Origin of the sequence: Streptomyces liangshanensis, assembly GCF_011694815.1 — a bacterium.
GTDB classification, from domain to species: domain Bacteria; phylum Actinomycetota; class Actinomycetes; order Streptomycetales; family Streptomycetaceae; genus Streptomyces; species Streptomyces liangshanensis.
In genome coordinates this window covers 5323608-5343356 of sequence record NZ_CP050177.1, presented here as the reverse complement: position 1 = coordinate 5343356, position 19749 = coordinate 5323608, and the positions used below count along the sequence as shown (strand labels likewise).

General features: G+C 73.3%; 15 protein-coding genes and 1 pseudogene. 8 read left to right on the top strand and 8 right to left on the bottom strand.

Features of this window, described 5'->3' with window-relative positions; translation table 11 throughout:
• Positions 1–223: 223 nt before the first annotated feature.
• From HA039_RS23165 to HA039_RS23135, 7 genes are all read left to right on the top strand, one after another.
• Positions 224–1567 carry a hypothetical protein gene (locus HA039_RS23165; protein WP_167033008.1) on the top strand — a complete coding sequence of 448 codons (1344 nt, stop codon included), beginning with the start codon at positions 224–226 and terminating at the stop codon, positions 1565–1567.
• A gap of 11 nt (positions 1568–1578) precedes the next feature.
• Positions 1579–2646 (top strand): glutamate ABC transporter substrate-binding protein, encoded by a 1068-nt coding sequence (locus HA039_RS23160; protein ID WP_425086377.1) that lies wholly within the window; start codon positions 1579–1581, stop codon positions 2644–2646.
• A 137-nt stretch (positions 2647–2783) separates the two neighbouring features.
• Positions 2784–4241 carry a hypothetical protein gene (locus HA039_RS23155; protein ID WP_243869678.1) on the top strand — a complete coding sequence of 486 codons (1458 nt, stop codon included), beginning with the start codon at positions 2784–2786 and terminating at the stop codon, positions 4239–4241.
• Complete coding sequence (locus HA039_RS23150) at positions 4238–6994, top strand: tetratricopeptide repeat protein (RefSeq protein ID WP_167033006.1); 2757 nt, start codon at positions 4238–4240, stop codon at positions 6992–6994. Before HA039_RS23155 ends, HA039_RS23150 begins: the two co-directional genes overlap by 4 nt.
• A 3-nt stretch (positions 6995–6997) precedes the next feature.
• Positions 6998–8596, top strand: coding sequence for a PP2C family protein-serine/threonine phosphatase (locus HA039_RS23145; RefSeq protein WP_167033004.1), 1599 nt, complete (start codon positions 6998–7000; stop codon positions 8594–8596).
• A gap of 75 nt (positions 8597–8671) precedes the next feature.
• A complete protein-coding gene (locus HA039_RS23140) occupies positions 8672–10030 on the top strand; it encodes a vWA domain-containing protein (protein ID WP_167033002.1) in 1359 nt (452 codons plus the stop codon).
• A gap of 89 nt (positions 10031–10119) precedes the next feature.
• The gene (locus HA039_RS23135) at positions 10120–11367 is read left to right on the top strand and encodes an FHA domain-containing protein (RefSeq protein WP_167033000.1); all 1248 of its coding nucleotides are present in this window, start codon (positions 10120–10122) and stop codon (positions 11365–11367) included.
• On the opposite strand, the gene HA039_RS23130 is transcribed toward HA039_RS23135, so the two are convergent.
• A complete protein-coding gene (locus HA039_RS23130) occupies positions 11348–12418 on the bottom strand; it encodes a methyltransferase domain-containing protein (protein ID WP_167032998.1) in 1071 nt (356 codons plus the stop codon). The two genes, HA039_RS23135 and HA039_RS23130, sit on opposite strands and share 20 nt — an antisense overlap.
• 148 nt (positions 12419–12566) lie before the next feature.
• On the opposite strand from HA039_RS23130, the gene HA039_RS23125 reads away from it, so the two are divergent.
• A complete protein-coding gene (locus HA039_RS23125; RefSeq protein ID WP_167032996.1) occupies positions 12567–12971 on the top strand; it encodes a globin in 405 nt (134 codons plus the stop codon).
• 66 nt (positions 12972–13037) lie between these two features.
• Here the strand turns inward: HA039_RS23125 and HA039_RS23120 are convergent, their stop codons facing one another.
• The 7 genes and pseudogenes from HA039_RS23120 to HA039_RS23095 all read right to left on the bottom strand — a co-directional run bounded on the left by HA039_RS23120 (position 13038) and on the right by HA039_RS23095 (position 19687).
• Positions 13038–13733 carry a DUF8010 domain-containing protein gene (locus HA039_RS23120; protein ID WP_167032994.1) on the bottom strand — a complete coding sequence of 232 codons (696 nt, stop codon included), beginning with the start codon at positions 13731–13733 and terminating at the stop codon, positions 13038–13040.
• Positions 13730–14212: an acyl-CoA thioesterase gene (locus tag HA039_RS23115; RefSeq protein ID WP_167032991.1), complete on the bottom strand. Its 483-nt coding sequence runs from the start codon at positions 14210–14212 to the stop codon at positions 13730–13732. Before HA039_RS23115 ends, HA039_RS23120 begins: the two co-directional genes overlap by 4 nt.
• Before the next feature lies 1 nt (position 14213).
• Positions 14214–15878 (bottom strand): energy-dependent translational throttle protein EttA, encoded by a 1665-nt coding sequence (gene ettA, locus HA039_RS23110; RefSeq protein ID WP_167032989.1) that lies wholly within the window; start codon positions 15876–15878, stop codon positions 14214–14216.
• A 148-nt stretch (positions 15879–16026) separates the two neighbouring features.
• Positions 16027–16962: an alpha/beta fold hydrolase gene (locus HA039_RS23105; RefSeq protein WP_167032987.1), complete on the bottom strand. Its 936-nt coding sequence runs from the start codon at positions 16960–16962 to the stop codon at positions 16027–16029.
• 175 nt (positions 16963–17137) lie between these two features.
• Positions 17138–17311: pseudogene (locus HA039_RS34650) on the bottom strand (DUF7660 family protein); the annotation flags it as partial.
• 82 nt (positions 17312–17393) lie between these two features.
• Positions 17394–18899, bottom strand: coding sequence for a thioester domain-containing protein (locus HA039_RS23100; protein ID WP_167032985.1), 1506 nt, complete (start codon positions 18897–18899; stop codon positions 17394–17396).
• Positions 18900–19147: 248 nt separating this feature from the next.
• Entirely contained in the window at positions 19148–19687 is a 540-nt protein-coding gene (locus HA039_RS23095; RefSeq protein ID WP_167032983.1) for a single-stranded DNA-binding protein, read from the bottom strand.
• Positions 19688–19749: the final 62 nt, after the last annotated feature.

The window sequence follows — 19749 nt, the reverse complement described above, 5'->3', positions numbered from 1 at the left end:
CGCGCGAACACCCCCGAACGGGAACCGATCAAGCGTGCGCGACGTATTCATGGTGGGAAGCCGCACAGGCGCGGACACGCACCGGCCCGGTCCGATCCGTACAAGATCGCGTCAAGGCCGCTGCCAATGTCCGTCCCTGCGGCCATACTGCTGGCCGGGAGGGATTCCCGGGCTCGCAAGGGGGGTGAGCCGCCACCGTCCGACAGACCCAGGGGGAGGTCACGTGACATACCCAGCGTCTCCGTCGCCCGCACCACGCGGCGCGTGGGCCGAGGCCGTGGAGCGCCTGCGCGCTTCCGCGACGACGGAGCCCGGGCGGCTGCGGATCATCGGGGCCGCCCTGGCCCTGCTGGTCCTGGCCTTCGGCTCGGTGGCGGCCTGGGAGGTGTCCGACCGCTTCGCCGCCGCCGACGACGTGGTGACCCGCAGTCAGCCGCTGAGCGCGGACGCGGCGAATCTGTACCGCTCGCTGGCCGACGCGGACACGGCCGCGGCGACCGGCTTCCTGACGGGCGCGCAGGAGCGCCCCGAGGACCTGGCCCGGTATCAGAAGGACATAGAGACGGCGTCCAAGCTGCTGGTCAAGGCCGCCGCCAACACCGGGGGTTCCGGTGGCGGTGACGCGGCCCGGCAGATAGCCACGCTCAACGAGGGCCTCCCCCGGTACACCGGCCTGATCGAGCGCGCCCGGGCGAACAACCGCCAGGGCCTGCCGCTGGGCGGCGCCTACCTGCGGTACGCGAACCAGCAGATGACGAGCGACCTGCTGCCGGCGGCCGAGAGGCTGTACGCGGAGGAGACGGCCCGGCTCGACCGGGACAACGACGACGCGCGCGTGTGGCCGTTCGTCTCCCTCGCGCTGGGCGTGCTGGCCTTCGCGGTCCTGTTCTGGGCGCAGCGGCGCAACTTCCACCGGACGAACAGGCTGTTCAACCACGGCCTGCTCGCGGCGACCGCCGCGTCCACCGTCATCCTGCTCTGGCTGGCGGTCGGGCAGACGATCGCGCGCACCGAGCTGAACAACGCGCAGGTCCACGGGCAGGAGTCGCTCGCGGTCCTCAACGAGGCGCGGATCAACTCGCTCAAGGCCCGGGCGAACGAGAACCTGACGCTGGTGGCGCGGGGCGCGGTCCTCACGCCGGACGGCAAGAACGACAAGTACGAGACGGACTACACCGCGGGCATGGCGAAGCTCACCACCGCGCTCGACCGGGCGAAGGACCTGGCCGACGACAGCTCGGGCGTGCGGCCGGTGGCCGCCGCCATCGCCTCCGCCGGGGAGTGGCGGCAGCGCCACACGTCGGCGAGCGCCACGGACAAGGCCGGCAACTACGAGGCCGCGCTCGCGAAGGTGATCGGCACCAAGGGCTCCACCGGTGAGTGCTTCGACCAGGTGGACGCGGCCCTGGAGACGGCGATCGCGCACGAGCAGGTGGAGTTCGACGCGTCCGCCGAGGACGGCAGGAACGCGCTGACGGGGCTGGCCGTCGGGGCCGGGGTCCTGGCCCTGCTCGGCGCGGTGGGCGCGATCCTCGGCATAGGCCGCAGGCTTTCGGAGTACCGGTGAGAGGCGGAGGCATGACTTCCATGGACAGGCTCCGCCGGTCCGGCGGACCGGACCCGTCCGGCACGCCGCGCGCCTCCGGCAGGCTCCGCGGCTGGGGCGGCGTCACCGCCATGGCCGCGGCCTGTGTGGTGACGGCGGCGCTCACGCTGCTGCCGCTCAGCCGCAGCACGCCGGCCGGGGGCCCGGACACGGCGGGCCAGCGCATCACCACGGGGGTGTCCGCCGCCGCGGAGGACTGCGCCGACCCGGAAGCCAGCCTGGCCCCCTCCGGCGCCGACGGCAGCACGATCGAGCGGATCAAGGCCCGCAAGAAGCTGATCGTGGGCGTCGACCAGAACAGCTACCGCTGGGGGTATCGCGACCCGGAGACCAACACCCTCCAGGGCTTCGACATCGACCTTGCCCGCGCGATAGCCGACGACATCCTGGGCAGCCCGGACGCCGTCATCTTCCGCGCCATCCCGACCAACCAGCGGGTGCCCGCGCTGGAGAACGACACGGTGGACGTCGTCGTCAGGACGATGACCATCAACTGCGCCCGGATCAAGCAGGTCGCCTTCTCCACCGCGTACTTCCAGGCGGGGCAGCAGGTGCTCGCCCCGAAGGACTCGACGATCACGGGCTACGACAAGTCGCTGTCCGGGAAGCGGGTCTGCACGGCGGAGGGCTCGACGGCGTACGAGGCGCTGGAAGCGAAGTCGTTCGGCGCGATCTTCCAGGACAAGAACGACGGGAAGGCCGGCGACGAGGACCTGTTGACGGTCCCCAACCAGCTCGACTGCCTGGTCCGCCTCCAGTTGGGCGAGGTCGACGCGGTGGTGACGGACAACGCGCTCGCCGCCGGCCAGGCCGCGCAGGACCCGGCGATCCGGCTGACGGGCAAGCCGTTCACCACGGAGTACTACGGCGTGGCGGTCAAGCTCGGGAACGACGACCTGGTCCGCCGGGTGAACGAGGTGCTGGTGGGGTATCGCGCCGGGGGGAACAACAGCCCCTGGATGACCTCGTACCGGAAGTGGCTGGCGGCGGGGCTGCCGGGGATCACGGCGCCGCCCGCGCCCAAGTACAGGAACGGGTAGGCGGACCGCTCGGGCGGCGCCCGGGAGGTGCGTGCTCCTCAGGACGTACGCGGTCCCCGGGGTGCGCACGGTCCCGGGGAGGTGCGGTGTTTCGACAGGGAGTTCCGGCAGGACACGAGCGAGCGGAGAGGTGATCGATGGGCGGCGCGGGCTCCTTCCCCGACTCCAGGGGAGTGCCATCGGGACCGGTGATGGACCGGGACGAGGTGGACCGTGCTCTGGCGCGCCTCGAAGCCGAGCACGAAGCCATCGAGACCTCCCTCCTCGCCCTCCAGGACCACGCGGGCCGCAGACTCCTCGAAGGGGCCGGGCTCACCGGCGTCACGAAGGAGCGCTGGGCGGCGACCGAGCAGTCGATCACGCTGCTCTGGGCGTACTTCGACGCCTACAGCGCGGCCCTGACCGGTGCCCGTGATGCCCGCGCCCGGCGCCGCTGGCCCAATCGGGACGACCTGGTGGAGCTGACCGAGACGCTGCGCGGCAGCGGCGTCACGCTCTCGGGCACCGCCGCCCTCGCCGGTTCCGCCGAACACCAGCCGCCCGCGTCGATCACCGGCCCCGCCAAGCTCGCCGAGCGCTTCACGCTCGCGGAGCTGGTCACCCGCATGAACGAGCTGTACGCGCGCTCGCTCGACATGGTCGTGGCCGCCGACTCGGTGTGGTCGGCGCTGCCCGCCCGGATCGACCTGCTCTCCACCGAGCTGCGGCGCACCCTGTCGCTCGCGCACTCCGTGGGCGTACGGCCCGGGGAGCACCCCGCCGGGGACGACCTGGAGTCGATCACCGGCGAACTGACCGCCCTGCGCGCCCAGGTGGTGTCCGACCCGCTGGCCTTCTGGCGGCCCGCGTCGGGGAGTTCGGCCCCCGGCGGCGGACGGCCGGACACCGAGCGGTACGACCGGGCGGCCCGCGCGCTGGAGGACGTACGGCGCGAGATCGAAGCGGTCCTGGCCGTACGCCAGGACTCCGAGGAGCGACTGATGCGGCTGCGTGACGTCGTGTCGCGCGCCGACCGCACCCTCACCGAGGCCCGCGCCGCGCGCGGCGAGGTGCTCGCCAAGATCGCCGCGTCGGAGGTGCCCGCGGTCAGCGGCCCGCCGACCGTCCTCCACGAACGGCTGTCGACGGCCGCCGAGTACCGCAGGCACGCCCAGTGGCACCGGCTCTCCCCGCTGCTGGAGTCGCTGGAGCGGGAGGCCGAGGACGAACTGCTGCGGGCGCGCGAGTCGTTGACCGCCGTCACCCAGCCGCTCGCGGTCCGCGCCGAGCTGCGCGGCCGGCTCGACGCGTACAAGGCGAAGGTCGCCCGGCACGGCATGGCGGAGGACCCGCTGCTGATCGAGCGGTACGACGCGGCCCGCCGGATGCTGTGGAGCGCGCCCTGCGACCTGCGCGTCGCCGAGCAGGCCGTCCTGCGCTACCAGCAGGCGGCGGCGGACCTCCTGGTCCCGCGGCCGCCCGTACCGGCGGCGGACACGCGGACCGGCCGACCGGCCGACCGGCAGGCGAATCCACAGACCGATCCACAGACGAATCCACGGACGGATCCGCGGACAGATCCACCGACAGGGACACGGACAGGAGGGGACCGATGAGCGGGACGGGCACATGCCAGCGCCCCGGGTGCGAGGGCTCGTACGAGGACATGGGCGGCGGGGAGCTGTACTGCGACACCTGCGGTCTCGCCCCGGTGGTGGGCGCCCGCGGCGAGCTGTCCTCGCCGGCCACGGGCATCACGGGCGGCGCCCGGGTCAGCGGGCGTTCCGCGCGCGGCACTTCGTCGTCGCGGGCCTCCTCCCGGGCGTCCGCGCGCTCCTCCACCTCCCGCCGCTCGGTGTCCGGCCGGCTCTCCCTGGCCCTGTCGGGCACGGCGGCGTCCGGCCGGTCGGTGTCGGTCCGCAGCTCCGGGGTGTCCTCGACGACCTCGGGGCGCGGCAGGCTGGGCGCCGGGCTGGTCTCCGTACCGGACGTGCCGCGGCCCGACCCGCAGGCCGCGGTGATGGAGAAGGCGGAGGTGCCGGAGCGCAAGCGGTTCTGCTCGCGCTCCGACTGCGGCGCGCCGGTGGGGCGTTCACGCGGCGACCGGCCCGGCCGTACGGAAGGGTTCTGCACCAAGTGCGGCCACCCGTACTCGTTCGTGCCGAAGCTGACCCGGGGCGACGTGGTGCACGGGCAGTACGAGGTCAAGGGCTGCCTGGCGCACGGCGGTCTGGGCTGGGTCTACCTGGCGATAGACCGGGCCGTCTCGGACCGCTGGGTCGTCCTCAAGGGCCTGCTGGACACCGGTGACCAGGACGCGATGGAGGCGGCGATCTCCGAGCGGCGCTTCCTCGCCGAGATCGAGCACTCCAACATCGTCCGCATCTACAACTTCGTGGAGCACCTGGACCAGCGGACCGGCTCCATGGACGGCTACATCGTCATGGAGTACGTGGGCGGGAAGTCGCTCAAGGAGATCGCCAACGAGCGGCGCACCGCGACCGGCCAGCGCGATCCGCTGCCGGTGGAGCAGGCGTGCGCGTACGGCATCGAGGCGCTGGAGGCGCTCGGCCACCTGCACAGCCGGAACCTGCTGTACTGCGACTTCAAGGTCGACAACGCGATCCAGACCGAGAACCAGCTCAAGCTGATCGACATGGGCGCGGTCCGCCGGGTGGACGACGACGAGTCGGCGATCTACGGGACCGTCGGGTACCAGGCGCCGGAGGTCGCGGAGACGGGGCCGTCGGTCGCGTCGGACCTGTACACGGTGGCGCGCACGCTCGCGGTGCTGACCTTCGACTTCCAGGGCTACACGAACGTGTACGTGGACTCCCTGCCGGACCCGGACACCATCGAGGTCTTCCGTACGTACGAGTCGTTCTACCGCCTGCTGGTCCGGGCGACGGACCCGGACCCGGCGCGGCGGTTCTCCTCGGCCCTGGAGATGGCCGAGCAGCTGACCGGGGTGCTGCGGGAGGTCGTGGCGGTCCAGACGGGGCGCCCGCGCCCGGCGTTGTCGACGCTGTTCGGCACGGAGGTCCGGGTCACGGACACCGAGCTGTTCGCGCGGCCGACGGAGGACGTGTCCCGCCTGGGCGGCCGTACGGCGGCGGCCGGGGGGCGTACGGGCCGCCCCCGCAGGACGGGCCGGGCCCGGATCCCGGCCCAGACCCCCGCGTACGCGGCGGTCCAGGCGCCGGCCCCGGGCCAACCCCCGGCGTACGGCCCGGGTCAGGGCCACGGCTCGGCCCTGCCGATCCCGGCCCAGGGCGAGGCCCCGGCGCCGGTGGCGCTCGGCGTCCAGGCCCCGGCGTACGGCCCGGGTCCGGCGTCCGTTCCGGGTCCGGCGTCCGCTCCGGTCGGCCGGGCCCACGGCGGGTACGGGACCGGCGGGCCGCGTCTTGTCGTCATGGACGCCCCCGCGACCGCGCTCGCCCTGCCCGTGCCCCGGGTCGATCCGAACGACCCGAACGCGGGGTTCCTGGCGAGCCTGATGGCCGCCGCCCCCGCCGAACTCATGTCCGCGCTGGCGTCGGCGCCGGCCGACACCGTGGAGCGCCGGCTGCGCGAACTGCGGGCCCGGCTGGAGATGAACGACCTGGCCAGCGCCGGTGAGGCGGTGCGCGCGCTGGAGGCGGAGCACCCCGACGACTGGCGGGTCGTCTGGTACCGCGGCCTGTTCTCCCTGGCCACCGGCGACCACGAGAGCGCGGCGCTGGCGTACGACGCCATCTACGACGCGTTCCCGGGCGAGCCCGCGCCCAAGCTGGCGCTGGGGGTCTGCGCCGAGGTGCTCGGCCAGCTCGACAACGCGGCCGAGTACTACCGCCTGGTCTGGACGACCGACCCGAGCTACGTCAGCGCCGCGTTCGGCCTGGCCAGGGTGCAGTTGGCCGCCGGTGACCGGGCCTCGGCGGTACGGACCCTGGAGTCCGTGCCCGAGGCGTCGATCCACTACACGGCGGCGCGGGTGGCGGCCGTACGGGCCAGACTGCGCGAGCGGGACGTGGCCGCACCCGGCCGGGGAGCGGGCACGGGCGCGGGCGGCGCGGAACCGGCCCTGATCGACGATCTGACGGCGGCGGCGCACCAGGTCTCCGCGCTGGAGCAGTTCGACCTGGACGCGGTGCGGCGTGAACAGTTGTCGACGGAGGTACTGGGCACGGCTCTGGACTGGGTACTCTCCGGTAGTCCGGGGGGCCACCCCGGCCGGACCGTGCTGCTCGGCAGCGCGTTGGACGAGCGCGGCCTGCGTTTCGGGCTGGAACGCTCGTACCGGGTACTCGCCCGGCTCGCTCAGCGCGGCGAGGAGAGGATCGAACTGGTGGAACGGGCCAACCGTTTCCGCCCCCGGACGTGGGTGTGAGTGATGGCGCAGATGCACCGGTCGACCGATGGCCCGACCTGCCCCGGCTGCGGGGATCCGCTGGAGCCCGGCGACCTGTTCTGCGGGGCGTGCGGGTACGACCTGTCGGCCGTGGCCACGGGCACGGGCGGCGGTGACCGCCCGACGGTCGCCCTGAGCGGCGGCCCGGTGGGCGCCGCTCCTGTCGGCGGCGCTCCCGTGGGGGGTGCTCCCGTGGGGGGTGCTCCCGGCGCCGTCGCCTGGCCGCCCGCCGCCGAGACGGACAGCTCCCACGTGCCCGCGCCCGTCCATGTGCCCGGCGAGCTGCCGGGCCTGGACTCGGCGGGCACCCCGCTGTCGGTCCACCCGCCCACGCCCCCGGCGGCCCCCCGGCAGCCGGCACCGGGGTTCGGCCCGCCGCCTCCCGTACCCCCGCGCCCGGCCCAGCAGCCCGCCACCGCCCACCCGCCGGTGCCACCCGCCCCGGCCGTCCCGCCCGCGCCCGCGCAGGGGAGCGGTGCGCCGCTGCCGCCCCCGGCGGCCGGCCCCGCCCACGCGGGCGACTTCGAGCTGCCCGCGCCCCACCCGCCGGTACGGACCGACGCACCGGGCGCGAGCGCCCCGGCCGGCGCCCCCGCCCCCGTCCCCGCTCCCGCCGGAAGCGCCGCGGGCGATCCCCGTACCGCGCCCCCCGCCGCCGGCGCCAAGGTGTGCGTCGCCTGCCGCGCCGGCCGCGTGGACCTCGACGGCTACTGCGAGAACTGCGGCCACGCCCAACCGCGCGAACGCGACCACATGGAGCAGGAGTTGGGCGCCGTCGCCGCGGTCAGCGACCGGGGCCTGCGCCACCACCGCAACGAGGACGCGTTCGCCGTGTCCGAGGCGGCCCTGCCCGACGCCTCCCCCGCCGTCGTGGCGATCGTCTGCGACGGCGTCTCCTCGGCGACCCGCCCCGACGAGGCCTCTGCCGCCGCCGCGGCCCGCGCCAACGAGTCGCTGCTCGCCGCCCTGCCGCGCGGCACGCACCCGCAGCAGGCGATGCACGAGGCGATCGTCGCCGCCGCCGAGGCGGTCAACGCGCTGGCCCCCGAGCCCGGCCGGGCCTCGGAGCACGAGCCGCACCGCCACCAGAACGCCCCCGCGTGCACCATCGTCGGCGCCGTCGTCGCGAGCGGCCTGCTCGTCGTCGGCTGGATCGGCGACAGCAGGGCCTACTGGGTCCCCGACGACCGCGACGGCCCGCCGGCCCGCCTCACCGAGGACGACTCGTGGGCCGCGCAGATGGTCGCGGCGGGCCTGATGAACGAGGCGGAGGCGTACGCGGACGAGCGCGCCCACGCCATCACGGGCTGGCTCGGCGCCGACGCGTACGAACTGGAACCGCACACCGCGTCGTTCAAACCGGACCGCCCCGGCGTCGTGGTGGTCTGCACGGACGGGCTGTGGAACTACGCCGAGGGCGCCGACGACATGGCGAGGGTCCTCCCGCCCGACGCGGCGGCCCGCCCGCTGCACGCGGCGCGCGTCCTCGTCGGACACGCGCTCGACGGTGGGGGCCACGACAACGTAACGGTGGCCCTGGTGCCGTTCGCCGTACCGCGGCAAGGGGCAGGATCGGCCTAGGCACCGCCAGGCCCCTGCCCTCCCCCTGATTCCTCTTCTCTTGTTCCTGTGTGGAGCGTCAAGGAGCGATAAGCGATGGCCAACTTCTCCAAGTCGAACGTGCCGCAGTTCTCCGTCGACGTGTACCAGAACGAATACCTGCCCGAGGGCGGCCGTGAGGTCAACGCCATCGTCACCGTCACGTCCACGGGCGGCGGCACCTCGGGCCGCGTCCCGCTGCTCGGCGGCTCGGCGACCCCCTCGGCGGTGCCGGGCAGCAGTCCCGACGCGGCCGTGGTGATCATGGTCGACTGTTCGGGTTCGATGGAGTACCCGCCGACGAAGATGCGCAACGCGCGCGACGCGACGGCGGCCGCCGTCGACACCCTGCGGGACGGAGTCGCCTTCGCGGTGGTCGCCGGTACGCACCTGGCGAAGGAGGTCTACCCGGGCAACGGCCGGCTGGCCGTCGCCGACGCCCGGACCAGGGAGGAGGCGAGACAGGCGCTGCGCCGGCTCAGCGCGGGCGGCGGCACGGCGATCAGCACCTGGCTGCGCCTGGCCGACCGGCTGTTGGGCACCGCCGACGTCTCCATCCGCCACGGCATCCTCCTCACGGACGGCCGGAACGAGCACGAGTCGTCGGAGGCACTCAAGGCGGCGCTGGACGAGTGCGCCGGCCGCTTCACGTGTGACGCCAGGGGCGTGGGGACGGACTGGGAGGTGAAGGAGGTCACCGGCATCGCGTCGGCGCTGCTCGGCACCTCCGACATCGTCGCCGACCCGGCCGGACTGGCCGCGGACTTCACGCAGATGATGGCGAACGCGATGGGCAAGGAGGTCGCGGACGTGGCGCTGCGGCTGTGGACGCCGGTCGGGGTGGAGATCGCGTTCGTCAAGCAGGTCGCGCCCCGGGTCGAGCAGCTCACGGACCGGCGTACGGAGGCGGGGCCGCGCGCGGGCGACTACCCGACCGGTTCCTGGGGCGACGAGTCCCGCGACTACCACGTGTGCGTGCGGGTCCCGGAAGCCGGGATAGGCAGGGAGATGCTGGCGGCGCGCGTGTCGCTGATCATCCCGGCGGCGGACAGCGGCACCCCCGAGGTGCTGTCCCAGGGGTTGGTACGGGCGGTGTGGACGGACGACATGGAGGCCTCCACCTCCATCAATCCCCAGGTCGCGCACTACACCGGACAGGCCGAGCTGGCACAGGTCATCCAACAGGGCCTGGCGGCACGGAAGATGGGTGATCTGGACGGGGCGACGGCGAAACTGGGCCGCGCCGTGCAGCTCGCCGCCTTCTCGGGGAACGCGGATACGGCGAAACTGCTTTCGAAGGTGGTGGACGTCGTCGACGAAGCGAGCGGTACTGTGCGACTGAAGGCGAAAGTCGCGGAAGCGGACGAGATGACCCTCGAGACCCGCTCGACCAAGACGGTTCGCGTCAAGAAGTAGAGCGGCCGGGCGGCGCCGAGCGGCACCGTCCGGAAAGCAGCGGTGAGGAATCCGGCCTCCGGGCCGCACAGGAAGGGGGAAGCGCCGATATGCCGACATGCCCGAACGGACACCAGTCGGGATCCGACGACTGGTGCGAGGTCTGCGGCCATCGCATGACCGGCCAGGCGCCCGCGGGCTCCGTGCCCCAGCCCCCTCCCCCGCCGCCGGCCGCGCCGGGCTACGGCTTCCCGCCCGCCCCCGCTCCCGGGCGCGGGCCCGACCCGACCGTCCAGGCGCAGCTGTGCCCGCAGTGCCGCACCCCGCGCGAGCCGATGGCCCCGTTCTGCGAGGAGTGCCGGTGGAACTTCCTCACGAACACGGCGACGTCGTACACCCCGCTCGCCCCGCAGGGAGGCGGCGGCCGTCCGACGGGAGCGGTGCCGGGCGTCAACCTGCCCCCGGGGTTCCAGTCGCAGGGGCCGCCGAGGCAGCCTGACCCGTACGAGTACCAGGGCTCACGCCCCTCCCAGCTGAACCGGCCCGCCGAGCCGCTCGCGCCCGAGCAGGGACCGCAGGGACCCCAGGGGCCGCAGCAGGGCGGACCGCACGCACCGCAGCACGGGTCGCCGCAGGGGCCGCCGCCCCCGTCGGCCTTCCAGCGGCCGGGCCCACCTCAGCCAGGGCAGCCGGGCCAGCCCCAGCAGGGCCCGCACCAGGGCGACCCGCACCGGCAGGGCCCGCCGCCCCCGCCGCCGTACCAGCACCAAGGCCCCCCGCTCCCGCCCGTCTTCCAGCAGCAGTCGTCGGCCCCGCCCGCGCCGCCCCAGTCGCGCGGCACCGCCGAGGACGACTGGATGCTCCCGCCGCCCTCGGCCGGCCAGTCGCCGCTGCCGCAGCACGGCCCGCCCTCCCCGCAGCACGGCCCGCCGCCCTCGGCGTACGCCCCGCCCGCCGGGTGGACGGCCGTCGTCGGCCCCGACCGTGAGTACTTCATGGCGATGATGCAGCGCAGCGGCCCCGAGGCGACGGGGCTCAACCTGCCCGCGTACTCCCCCGAGCAGCGGCTGACGCTCGACGGGAACCAGCTGACCATCGGCCGCCGCCGGCACTCCACCGGCGAGTCCCCGGACATCGACCTGTCCGTCCCGCCGGAGGACCCGGGCGTCTCGCACCAGCACGCGGTCCTGGTCCGCCAGCCGGACGGCACCTGGGCGGTCGTCGACCAGAACTCCACGAACGGCACGACGATCAACGGCGCCGAGGACCCGATCCAGCCCTACGTCCCCGTCCCGCTGTCGGACGGCGACCGGGTGCACGTCGGCGCCTGGACGACGATCACGGTCCGCCGGGGCTGATCAGCCCGGCGGTCGCCGGATCGGCGGGTTCGAGCGGCCATACGTACGGCCCCGCCGGGTCGTCCAGCCAGGCCCACTGCCGGCCGCCGCTGACGGTGACGCCGTACCGCTCACGGCCCGGGCGGCCCTCCAGCTCCCAGAGGGAGAGCGCCTCGTGCGGGTCGAGGCTGCCCTCGGTCAGCGCGAGCAGGAAGCGGAAGAGGTCGTGGTCCTTGACGGCCTTCGGCAGCCCGCCGAGGGGCCGGGCCGCCATGGGCACCCCCTGGGGCGTGCCCCGCAGCGGTACGAAGAAGGCCGGGGTCGGGAGGAAACGCCCCTCCGCGAAGTCCGGGCGGCCCGCCCGCCCGGGCTCCCCCGCGTCCCTCGCCTCCCCGGCGTTCAGGACGATCAGCCCGGTGGCGAGCGGGGCGAGGATCCTGGCCCCGGGGGCGCACTGCGCCAGCCACCCGACGGGGACCGACGGCAGGGCGCAGGTCGCGATGATCCGGTCGAAGGGCGCGCGCTCGGGGCAGCCGCGCACCCCGTCGCCGGTGACGACGGCGGGGCGGTAGCCGGCGGTCGCGAGATGGGTGCGGGCGGACTCCGTGATCTCCGGGTCCAGGTCGATGGTGGTGACGTGGTCCTCGCCGAGCCGGTGGGAGAGCAGCGCCGCGTTGTACCCGCTGCCCGCGCCGATCTCCAGGACCCGGTCGCCGTCCCCGACCCCCAGCTCGTGGAGCATGCGGGCCATCAGGGAGGGCTGGCTGCTGGACGAGATCAGCTCGCCGTCCCGTACGCGTGTGGCGATCGCGCTGTCCGCGTACGCCCCGCGCAGCCAGCGCTCCCGCCGCCGGGGGTCGGGGTCCCCGTACCAGAGCCGGTCGTAGCCGCCGGGCCGGCCGACGAAGTAGTACGGGACGAACAGATGGCGCGGGACCTGCGCGAACGCCCGGTGCCAGGCCGGATCGTCCAGCGCCCCGGACAGCGCGATCTCCCGTACGAGCGCGGCCCGCGCCTCGTCGGCCGCCGCGTCGTCCGGCCGGTACGCGTCCTGCTCCCGGTGTGCGCCCATCCCCCCACTGTCCTGGGTACGCGGCCGGGAGGCGAGCGGGCCGGGTCCGTACGGCGGCCTCACGGCGGCCTCCGCGGCCTCCTCCGCGCCGGGGCCCTAGGTCGCTGGACCGAGGCAGGGAACCCGTCGTGTCTGAGACGATGGTCAGGTGAACGAGATTCCGCGCGGCACGCTTCAGGAGCAGACCTTCTACGAGCAGGTCGGCGGGGAGCAGACCTTCCGGCGCCTGGTCCACCGCTTCTACGAGGGGGTGGCCGGGGACCCCGAGCTGCGGGCCATGTACCCGGAGGAGGACCTCGGTCCCGCCGAGGAGCGCTTCACGCTGTTCCTGATGCAGTACTGGGGCGGCCCCCGCACGTACAGCGACCACCGCGGCCACCCGCGGCTGCGGATGCGGCACGCCCCGTTCGTGGTGAACCAGGCGGCGCACGACGCGTGGCTCGGGCACATGCGGGTGGCGGTCGACGAGCTGGGGCTGTCCGAGGAGCACAGGAAGCAGCTGTGGGACTACCTCACGTACGCGGCGGCGTCGATGGTGAACACCCCGGGCTGAGGCCACCGGCCCCGGGACGGACCCGGGGCGACGGGCAGACCGCCCGCGGCCCCCGGTCCGGCGCTCTCACGCGGGCGTGACCGACAACCCGCCGACTCCCGCCCTGCGTACCGCGATCGAGCCGAAACGCGTCCGCAGCCGCAGCCAGTTGCCGGACGCCAGCAGCGCCACCGTCCGCTCCGGGGCCCCGCCCGCCGGCACCAACGCCCGTACCGGACGCAGGAATCCGAGCGACTGGGCGGCGTGCGCGGCCCGCAGCGGGAGTGGGGTCTCGCCGAGCGTCCTGGACCAGATCTCGTGCCCGATCCGGTCGCGCGCCGCCCTGGTCCGGTCGCCGGGCGCCAACCGCTCGTCCCGCGCCCGGAATTCGCCGACGGCCGCGGACACCGCACCGCGTATCGCGTCCTCCTCCGGCAGCCCGGGGAGCTGCTGCCAGCCGCCGCGCGGCGGCAGCATCCCGGCCCACGGTGGGCCGGTGACGGCGGCGGGGACCCGTGCCGTGCCCGCCGACTCCTCGATGCCTTCGAGGAGTTCACCGGCGGAGACGGTGACGTCCAGCTCGTGCGGGGTGGCGAGCCCGGCCGAACGGACGGCCAGCACGTCGAACGACGCCGGCCTGCCGAACACGGCGAGCGCGCCGCCGCCGGCCTGGATCCTGACCGCCGCGGCGCGGTCGTAGTGGATCAGCCGGCCGAGGAAGGCGGCGAGGTCCGCCGCCTCCCTCGCATCGGCGAAGTCCAGTGTCAGGACAGGCGATGTCATGCCGCGAGAGCATCCTTCTTCTTGTCGCCGCGCCGGGAGCCGGCGCCGTTCGCGCCGTTCCCGCCGTCGTCCAGGTAGTGGAGGAGGAACGACTTCTCCTCGTCCGTGATGCGCCGCGGCCGTCCCGCTTCCAGGTTGTACGGCACGACCACCGTCGAGGCCTTCACGTACACCTCGTCGGCGCCCTCGGCGTCCTTGATCTCGTACGCGATGGTCAGCGACGCGGCGGTGATCGACGTCACCCAGGACTCGATGACCACCGGCGTGTGCCGGTGGACCAGCGGGCGCTTGTAGTCGATCTCGTGCCGGGCGACGACGGACCCGCCCGAGAAGGACGGCGAGCCGTCCCCGGGCGCCAGTCGGAACATGAAGTCGATACGGGCCTCCTCCAAGTACCGGAGGAAGACCACGTTGTTGACGTGCCCGAAGGCGTCCATGTCCGACCAGCGCAGGGGGCAGCTGTAGATGTGCCGGGCCATCTCAGCCTCGCGTCAGCTTCTTGTAGGTGGCACGGGTGGGACGCGCGGCGTCCGCGCCGAGGCGCTCGACCTTGTTCTTCTCGTACGAGTCGAAGTTGCCCTCGAACCAGAACCACTTGGAGTTGCCCTCGTACGCGAGGATGTGCGTCGCGACCCGGTCCAGGAACCACCGGTCGTGGCTGACGACCACGGCCGCGCCGGGGAATTCGAGGAGCGCGTTCTCCAGCGAGGAGAGCGTCTCGACGTCGAGGTCGTTGGTCGGTTCGTCGAGGAGCAGCAGGTTGCCGCCCTGCTTGAGGGTCAGCGCGAGGTTCAGGCGGTTGCGCTCACCACCGGAGAGGACGCCGGCCGGCTTCTGCTGGTCGGGGCCCTTGAAGCCGAACGCGGAGACGTACGCGCGCGAAGGCATCTCGACCTGGCCGACGTTGATGTAGTCCAGCTCGTCGGAGACGACGGCCCACAGCGACTTCTTGGGGTCGATGTTGCCGCGGCCCTGGTCGACGTAACTGATCTTGACGGTCTCGCCGACCTTGATGGAGCCGGAGTCCGGCTGCTCGAAGCCCTGGATCATCTTGAACAGCGTGGTCTTGCCGGCGCCGTTGGGGCCGATCACGCCGACGATGCCCATGCGGGGCAGCGTGAACGAGAGGTCGTCGATCAGGACCTTGTCGCCGAACGCCTTGGTGAGGTTCTGGACCTCGACGACGACGTTGCCCAGGCGCGGGCCCGGCGGGATCTGGATCTCGTCGAAGTCCAGCTTCCGCATCTTGTCCGCCTCGGCGGCCATCTCCTCGTAACGGGCCAGGCGGGCCTTGGACTTGACCTGCCGTCCCTTCGCGTTGGAGCGGACCCACTCCAGCTCTTCCTTGAGCCGCTTGGCGCGCTTGGCGTCCTTCTGGCCCTCGACCTTGAGGCGGGCCTGCTTGCTCTCCAGGTACGTGGAGTAGTTGCCCTCGTAGCCGATGGCGCGGCCGCGGTCGAGCTCCAGGATCCAGCCGGCGACGTTGTCGAGGAAGTACCGGTCGTGGGTCACGGCGACGACGGTGCCGGGGTACTTGGCGAGGTGCTGCTCCAGCCACTGCACGGACTCGGCGTCCAGGTGGTTGGTGGGCTCGTCGAGGAGCAGGAGGTCGGGCGCCTCCAGGAGCAGCTTGCAGAGCGCGACGCGGCGGCGCTCACCACCGGAGAGGTTGGTGACGGGCCAGTCGCCGGGCGGGCAGCCGAGGGCGTCCATGGCCTGTTCGAGCTGGGTGTCCAGGTCCCACGCGTTGGCGTGGTCGAGGTCCTCCTGGAGCTTGCCCATCTCGTCGAGCAGCGCTTCGGAGTAGTCGGTCGCCATCAACTCGGCGACCTCGTTGAAGCGGTGGAGCTTGCCCATGATCTCGGCCGCGCCCTGCTGGACGTTCTCCAGCACCGTCTTGGTCTCGTCGAGCGGCGGCTCCTGGAGGAGCATGCCGACCGTATAGCCCGGCGAGAGGAAGGCGTCGCCGTTGGACGGCTGCTCCAGGCCCGCCATGATCTTCAGCACGGTGGACTTTCCGGCGCCGTTCGGACCCACCACACCGATCTTCGCGCCCGGCAGGAAGCTCAGCGTCACGTCATCGAGGATGACCTTGTCGCCGTGCGCCTTACGCGTCTTGCGCATCGTGTAGATGTACTCAGCCAAGAGAAACCGTCCGGCAATCGAGAAGGGCCAATGTGCGGCTCCGCCGCGTGAGGGCAGATACACCCATCTTGCCTGACGTCCAACCCCGGGGGGAAACCGCCCGCCCACGCCTCGGACGCCTCGGGCGGTGGGAGATCGCGTTCCGGGGTCAGTGGTGTGCGGCGAACATGGCTTCGACCGCCTTGAGCACGAGGTCGGGGCGTTCCGTCGGGATCTCGTGGGAGGTGCCCTGGGCGGTGACGAGGGTGCGGTTGGGTGCCTCGTGGGCGAACGAGGCGGCGGCGTCGCGCCAGCGCTGCGCGTCCTCGGGGGATCCGTCGAACGGGGTCTTCTCCGAGACCATCACCGTCGCGGGCACCGAGTCCGGCCAGGTCACGCGGTGGAACGCCCGGTGCGCCGCGGCGAAGCCCTCCGCGGTGGCGATGAGCTGGCGGTTCTCGGGCTTCTCGGGGTCCTTCTTCGCCGCGTCGACCTCGGGCTGGGTCGCGGCCACGAGTCGGGGGATCTCCTTGTCGGTGAAGAACTGGGGGAGGTTGGCGTCGACCAGGACCGCGCCGGAGAGCAGGTGCGGGTCGCCCTCGGCCAGGTAGTTCGCGATCTCACCGGCCTGGGAGTGGGACACCAGGGTCACGTCATGGGTGACGCCGAGCTGCTCGAGCCCCGCCTTGAGGTCGCTGACGGCGTCCTCGGCCTTCCACGGGCCGGGCACCACGTCGCTCCTGCCGAGCCCGGCGCGGTCGTAGGTGATGACGGTGGCGCCGGTGGCCGCGTGGAGCTCGGGGGCGATGTCCTTCCACTGCGTGGAGTACTCGCCGCCGCCCGAGTCCAGGACGATCGTGGAGGCGCTGCCCCGCGTGACGTAGAAGGCCAGGCGGTGACCGCCGTTGTCGACCATGTACGGCTTCGCCGCGGCCGCCCTGCCCGTCCCCGCCGGGGCGGACGAGGTGACGGCCGACGAGGCCGGACGGGCGGCGCCGGACCCGTTGTCGCCGCACGCCGTGACGGCTCCGGCGGCGAGGGTCAGCAGGGCGAGGGAGGACAGGACACGGTACGTGGTCCGGTGCCTGCGGAGAGTGCGGGACATGAGTGGTCCTTCGGCGTTCGAGGGGTGCTGCTGTGCCTCTCCGATCATTCGGGGACGCGGCCCCGCGAAGAATCCGGCTGGCAGGCCGGTCGGCGGTGCCGCTGAGGCCACTGAGCACCCTGGGGTTAACCCCCGCCCGCCCGACGGAGGGCCCGGAGCGACTCCGGGTACGTGGTCACTCGTAGAAGCGGGCGGCGCTGAGCGCCCTGGCGAAGAACGTCCAGTCACCTTCGGCGGGCAGCTCCTGCTCGCGGTGGGCGTACGAGCCGGGGGCGTCGGCGATCCAGGCGCCCAGGGCGTCCAGGAAGCGGTCGAGGGTGGGGTTCTCCCACTCCTCGCCGTGTCGCGCGTGGTCCTCACGCTCCCGCGCCCCCGCGCCCCGCGCGCTGCGGGGGCGCGGGGGCGCCGGGGTGTTGCTCGTGCGGTGTGGGCTAGTCCGTCGGGGGTGTGGGCTTCCTCTTGCGGAGGAGGAAGATCGCGGCGCCGCCGAGGGCTACCAGGGCGATCGCGATGCCCGCGATCAGGGGGGTGGCGCTCGAACTGCCCGTCTCGGCGAGGTTGTCGGTGAGGCCCGCCGTCGCCGCGCCCTCCGAGTCCGTGCCCAGCTGGGTGGTGATCTGCTCGTCCGGCGGGGGCGCGGTGCCGGTGGTACGGCAGTCCAGGACGCCCTTGAAGGTCTTGGTGAGTCCGTCGGGGCCGTTCACCGCGAACTCGTACGGCTGGTCCTCGACCACCGGCACCGTGACCGTGCGGGACTCACCCGGCGCGACCGCGTGCTCGTCGCCCGCCAGCTCGAAGGTGAACTCGGCGTCCCCCTCGTTGGCGACCGTGACGTCCACACCGCTCCTGGCGCAGTTCTTCGCCGCCGAGATCGCCGGAATGGCGCCGCTCGCGGCCCAGGTGGCGGTGGCCGTCGCCGAGACCGTGGAGTCGCTCGACCCCGCGAGGATCTGCGTCTGGCTCCTGGTCACGCCGGCGAAGGCCCGGCCGACCGGGACGGAGGTCGTGGCCTGCACGGCGAGCGACGCGGTGCCGTCGTCGGCGCCCGCAGGGACGTCGAAGAACAGCTGCGAGCCGTTCGTCGCCGTGGTGACCTCCTTGCCCGCCTTGTCGGTGATCTTCACGCCCGCGGCGCTCGCGACGTCCGCCACGCCGACGTCGACGGGCGGCGTCACCGTGACCCGGTCCGCGTTCGTGCGGACGGTGACCGGTCCGAGCCTCTCGCCCGCCCGCCCCGAGACCGCGGCGGAGTCCAGGGTGAGCGACGCCGCCGGCTCCGGGGTGTCCCGCGCGTTCTTCTCCAGCCAGTCGGCGAGCTTCTCCGCCGCCGGGTCGCTCGCGTCGACATCCGCGCCGTCCGAGAAGCGCCAGATGGCGACCTGGGTGCCCGCGGCCGCGGTCTGGTCGGTGAGCGGCCCCGTCTTCGCGACCGCCGCGAGGTGTGCCAGGTCGTCGACCTGCGGGTACGAGTGCTCCAGGATCCAGCGGATCCGGCCCGCGTCGTCGTTGGCGCCCAGCGAGGTCTGGGCCCAGGGGGTCTCCTGGTACTTCGCCTGCGCCTGGGTCGGGTTGTGGATGTCGATGCAGTACGTCTTGAGCGTGCCGCCGCCCTCGACCGTCATCTCGAACAGCCCGGCGGGCAACTCCTGGTCCTCGCCCGCCGTGTGGAGCACGGCGCCGCCGAACGTCTTGAGCCCGTCGAGCGTGGCGGACGCGCCCCCCAGGTGCTGCGGCACGTCGTCGGCGGCGGCCGTCCCCGCCCCGGCCAGCGTGCCCACCGCGAGGAGCCCGGGGAGCAGCACGGCGGCGGCGAGACGGGCGGCGCCCCGGCGCCACACGGAACGCGCGAACGGCGCCGCCGACGCAGAGGAGACGGCCGGCCCGGGCGCCCCGGAGGAAGCGGACGACGCGCGTGACTCGGATATCGCAGAGACCACAGAATTCCCCTTCGGGCGAGGAGTTTCGCGTGGGACGCGTGGGGGGTTGTGCCTCGCCGACTGACTCAAGTGCCCCGTGAGTACACCGGAATCCTATGGACGGCGGGTGTCGCGGGTGCCCGATCAACCGATCAGGCAACCGTTCCGAATCAGAATCGTTATCGAATGATCGGCGTATCCCTGGAATACGACCGCATACGCCCGCGCGTATCGACAAGTCTTCACAGCGACCTCTCAGGATCGATCCCCTACATCCCGGCCCCCGCCCCCACGCCGACGGGCTCCTCCCGCCCGCCGGGGTCCGCCCCCGGCACGGGCAACTGGCCCTGCACCTGCCGTGCCTGCCCCGCCGACTCCGCCCGGGCCGCCCGCGGCACGGCCTCCTGGCCCTGGGTCGCGACGCCGTGACGCTCCGTCAAAGAGGGAGTCGCCCTGGCCACACGCCTGAAGGCCGACGTCCCGCGGGTCATGTCGTGGCCCACCGCCAGCGCGTCGATGTCCACGAACGTCCGCCGCTGGCCTTCCCGTTCCTCCTCGCGCACCCTCAGCCGCCCGTGCACCACGAGGGGCTCGCCGACCGACACCGAGGCGGCGAGATTCGCCCCGAGCGTCCGCCACGCGCACACCGTGTAGAAGCTCGTGGGCCCGTCCGCCCAGGTCTCCTTCTGCCGGTCCCAGCGGCGCGCGCTCACCGCGAATCGGAACCGCGCCACTCCCCCGGTCGCCGACTCCCTGAATTCCACACCGGTCGCGACATTGCCCACCACGGTCACCACTGTGTCGTTCATAACCGCCCACTTCCGTCCGACTGCATTGCGTGATGCCACTGCACCCATGCTGAGCCGAACGG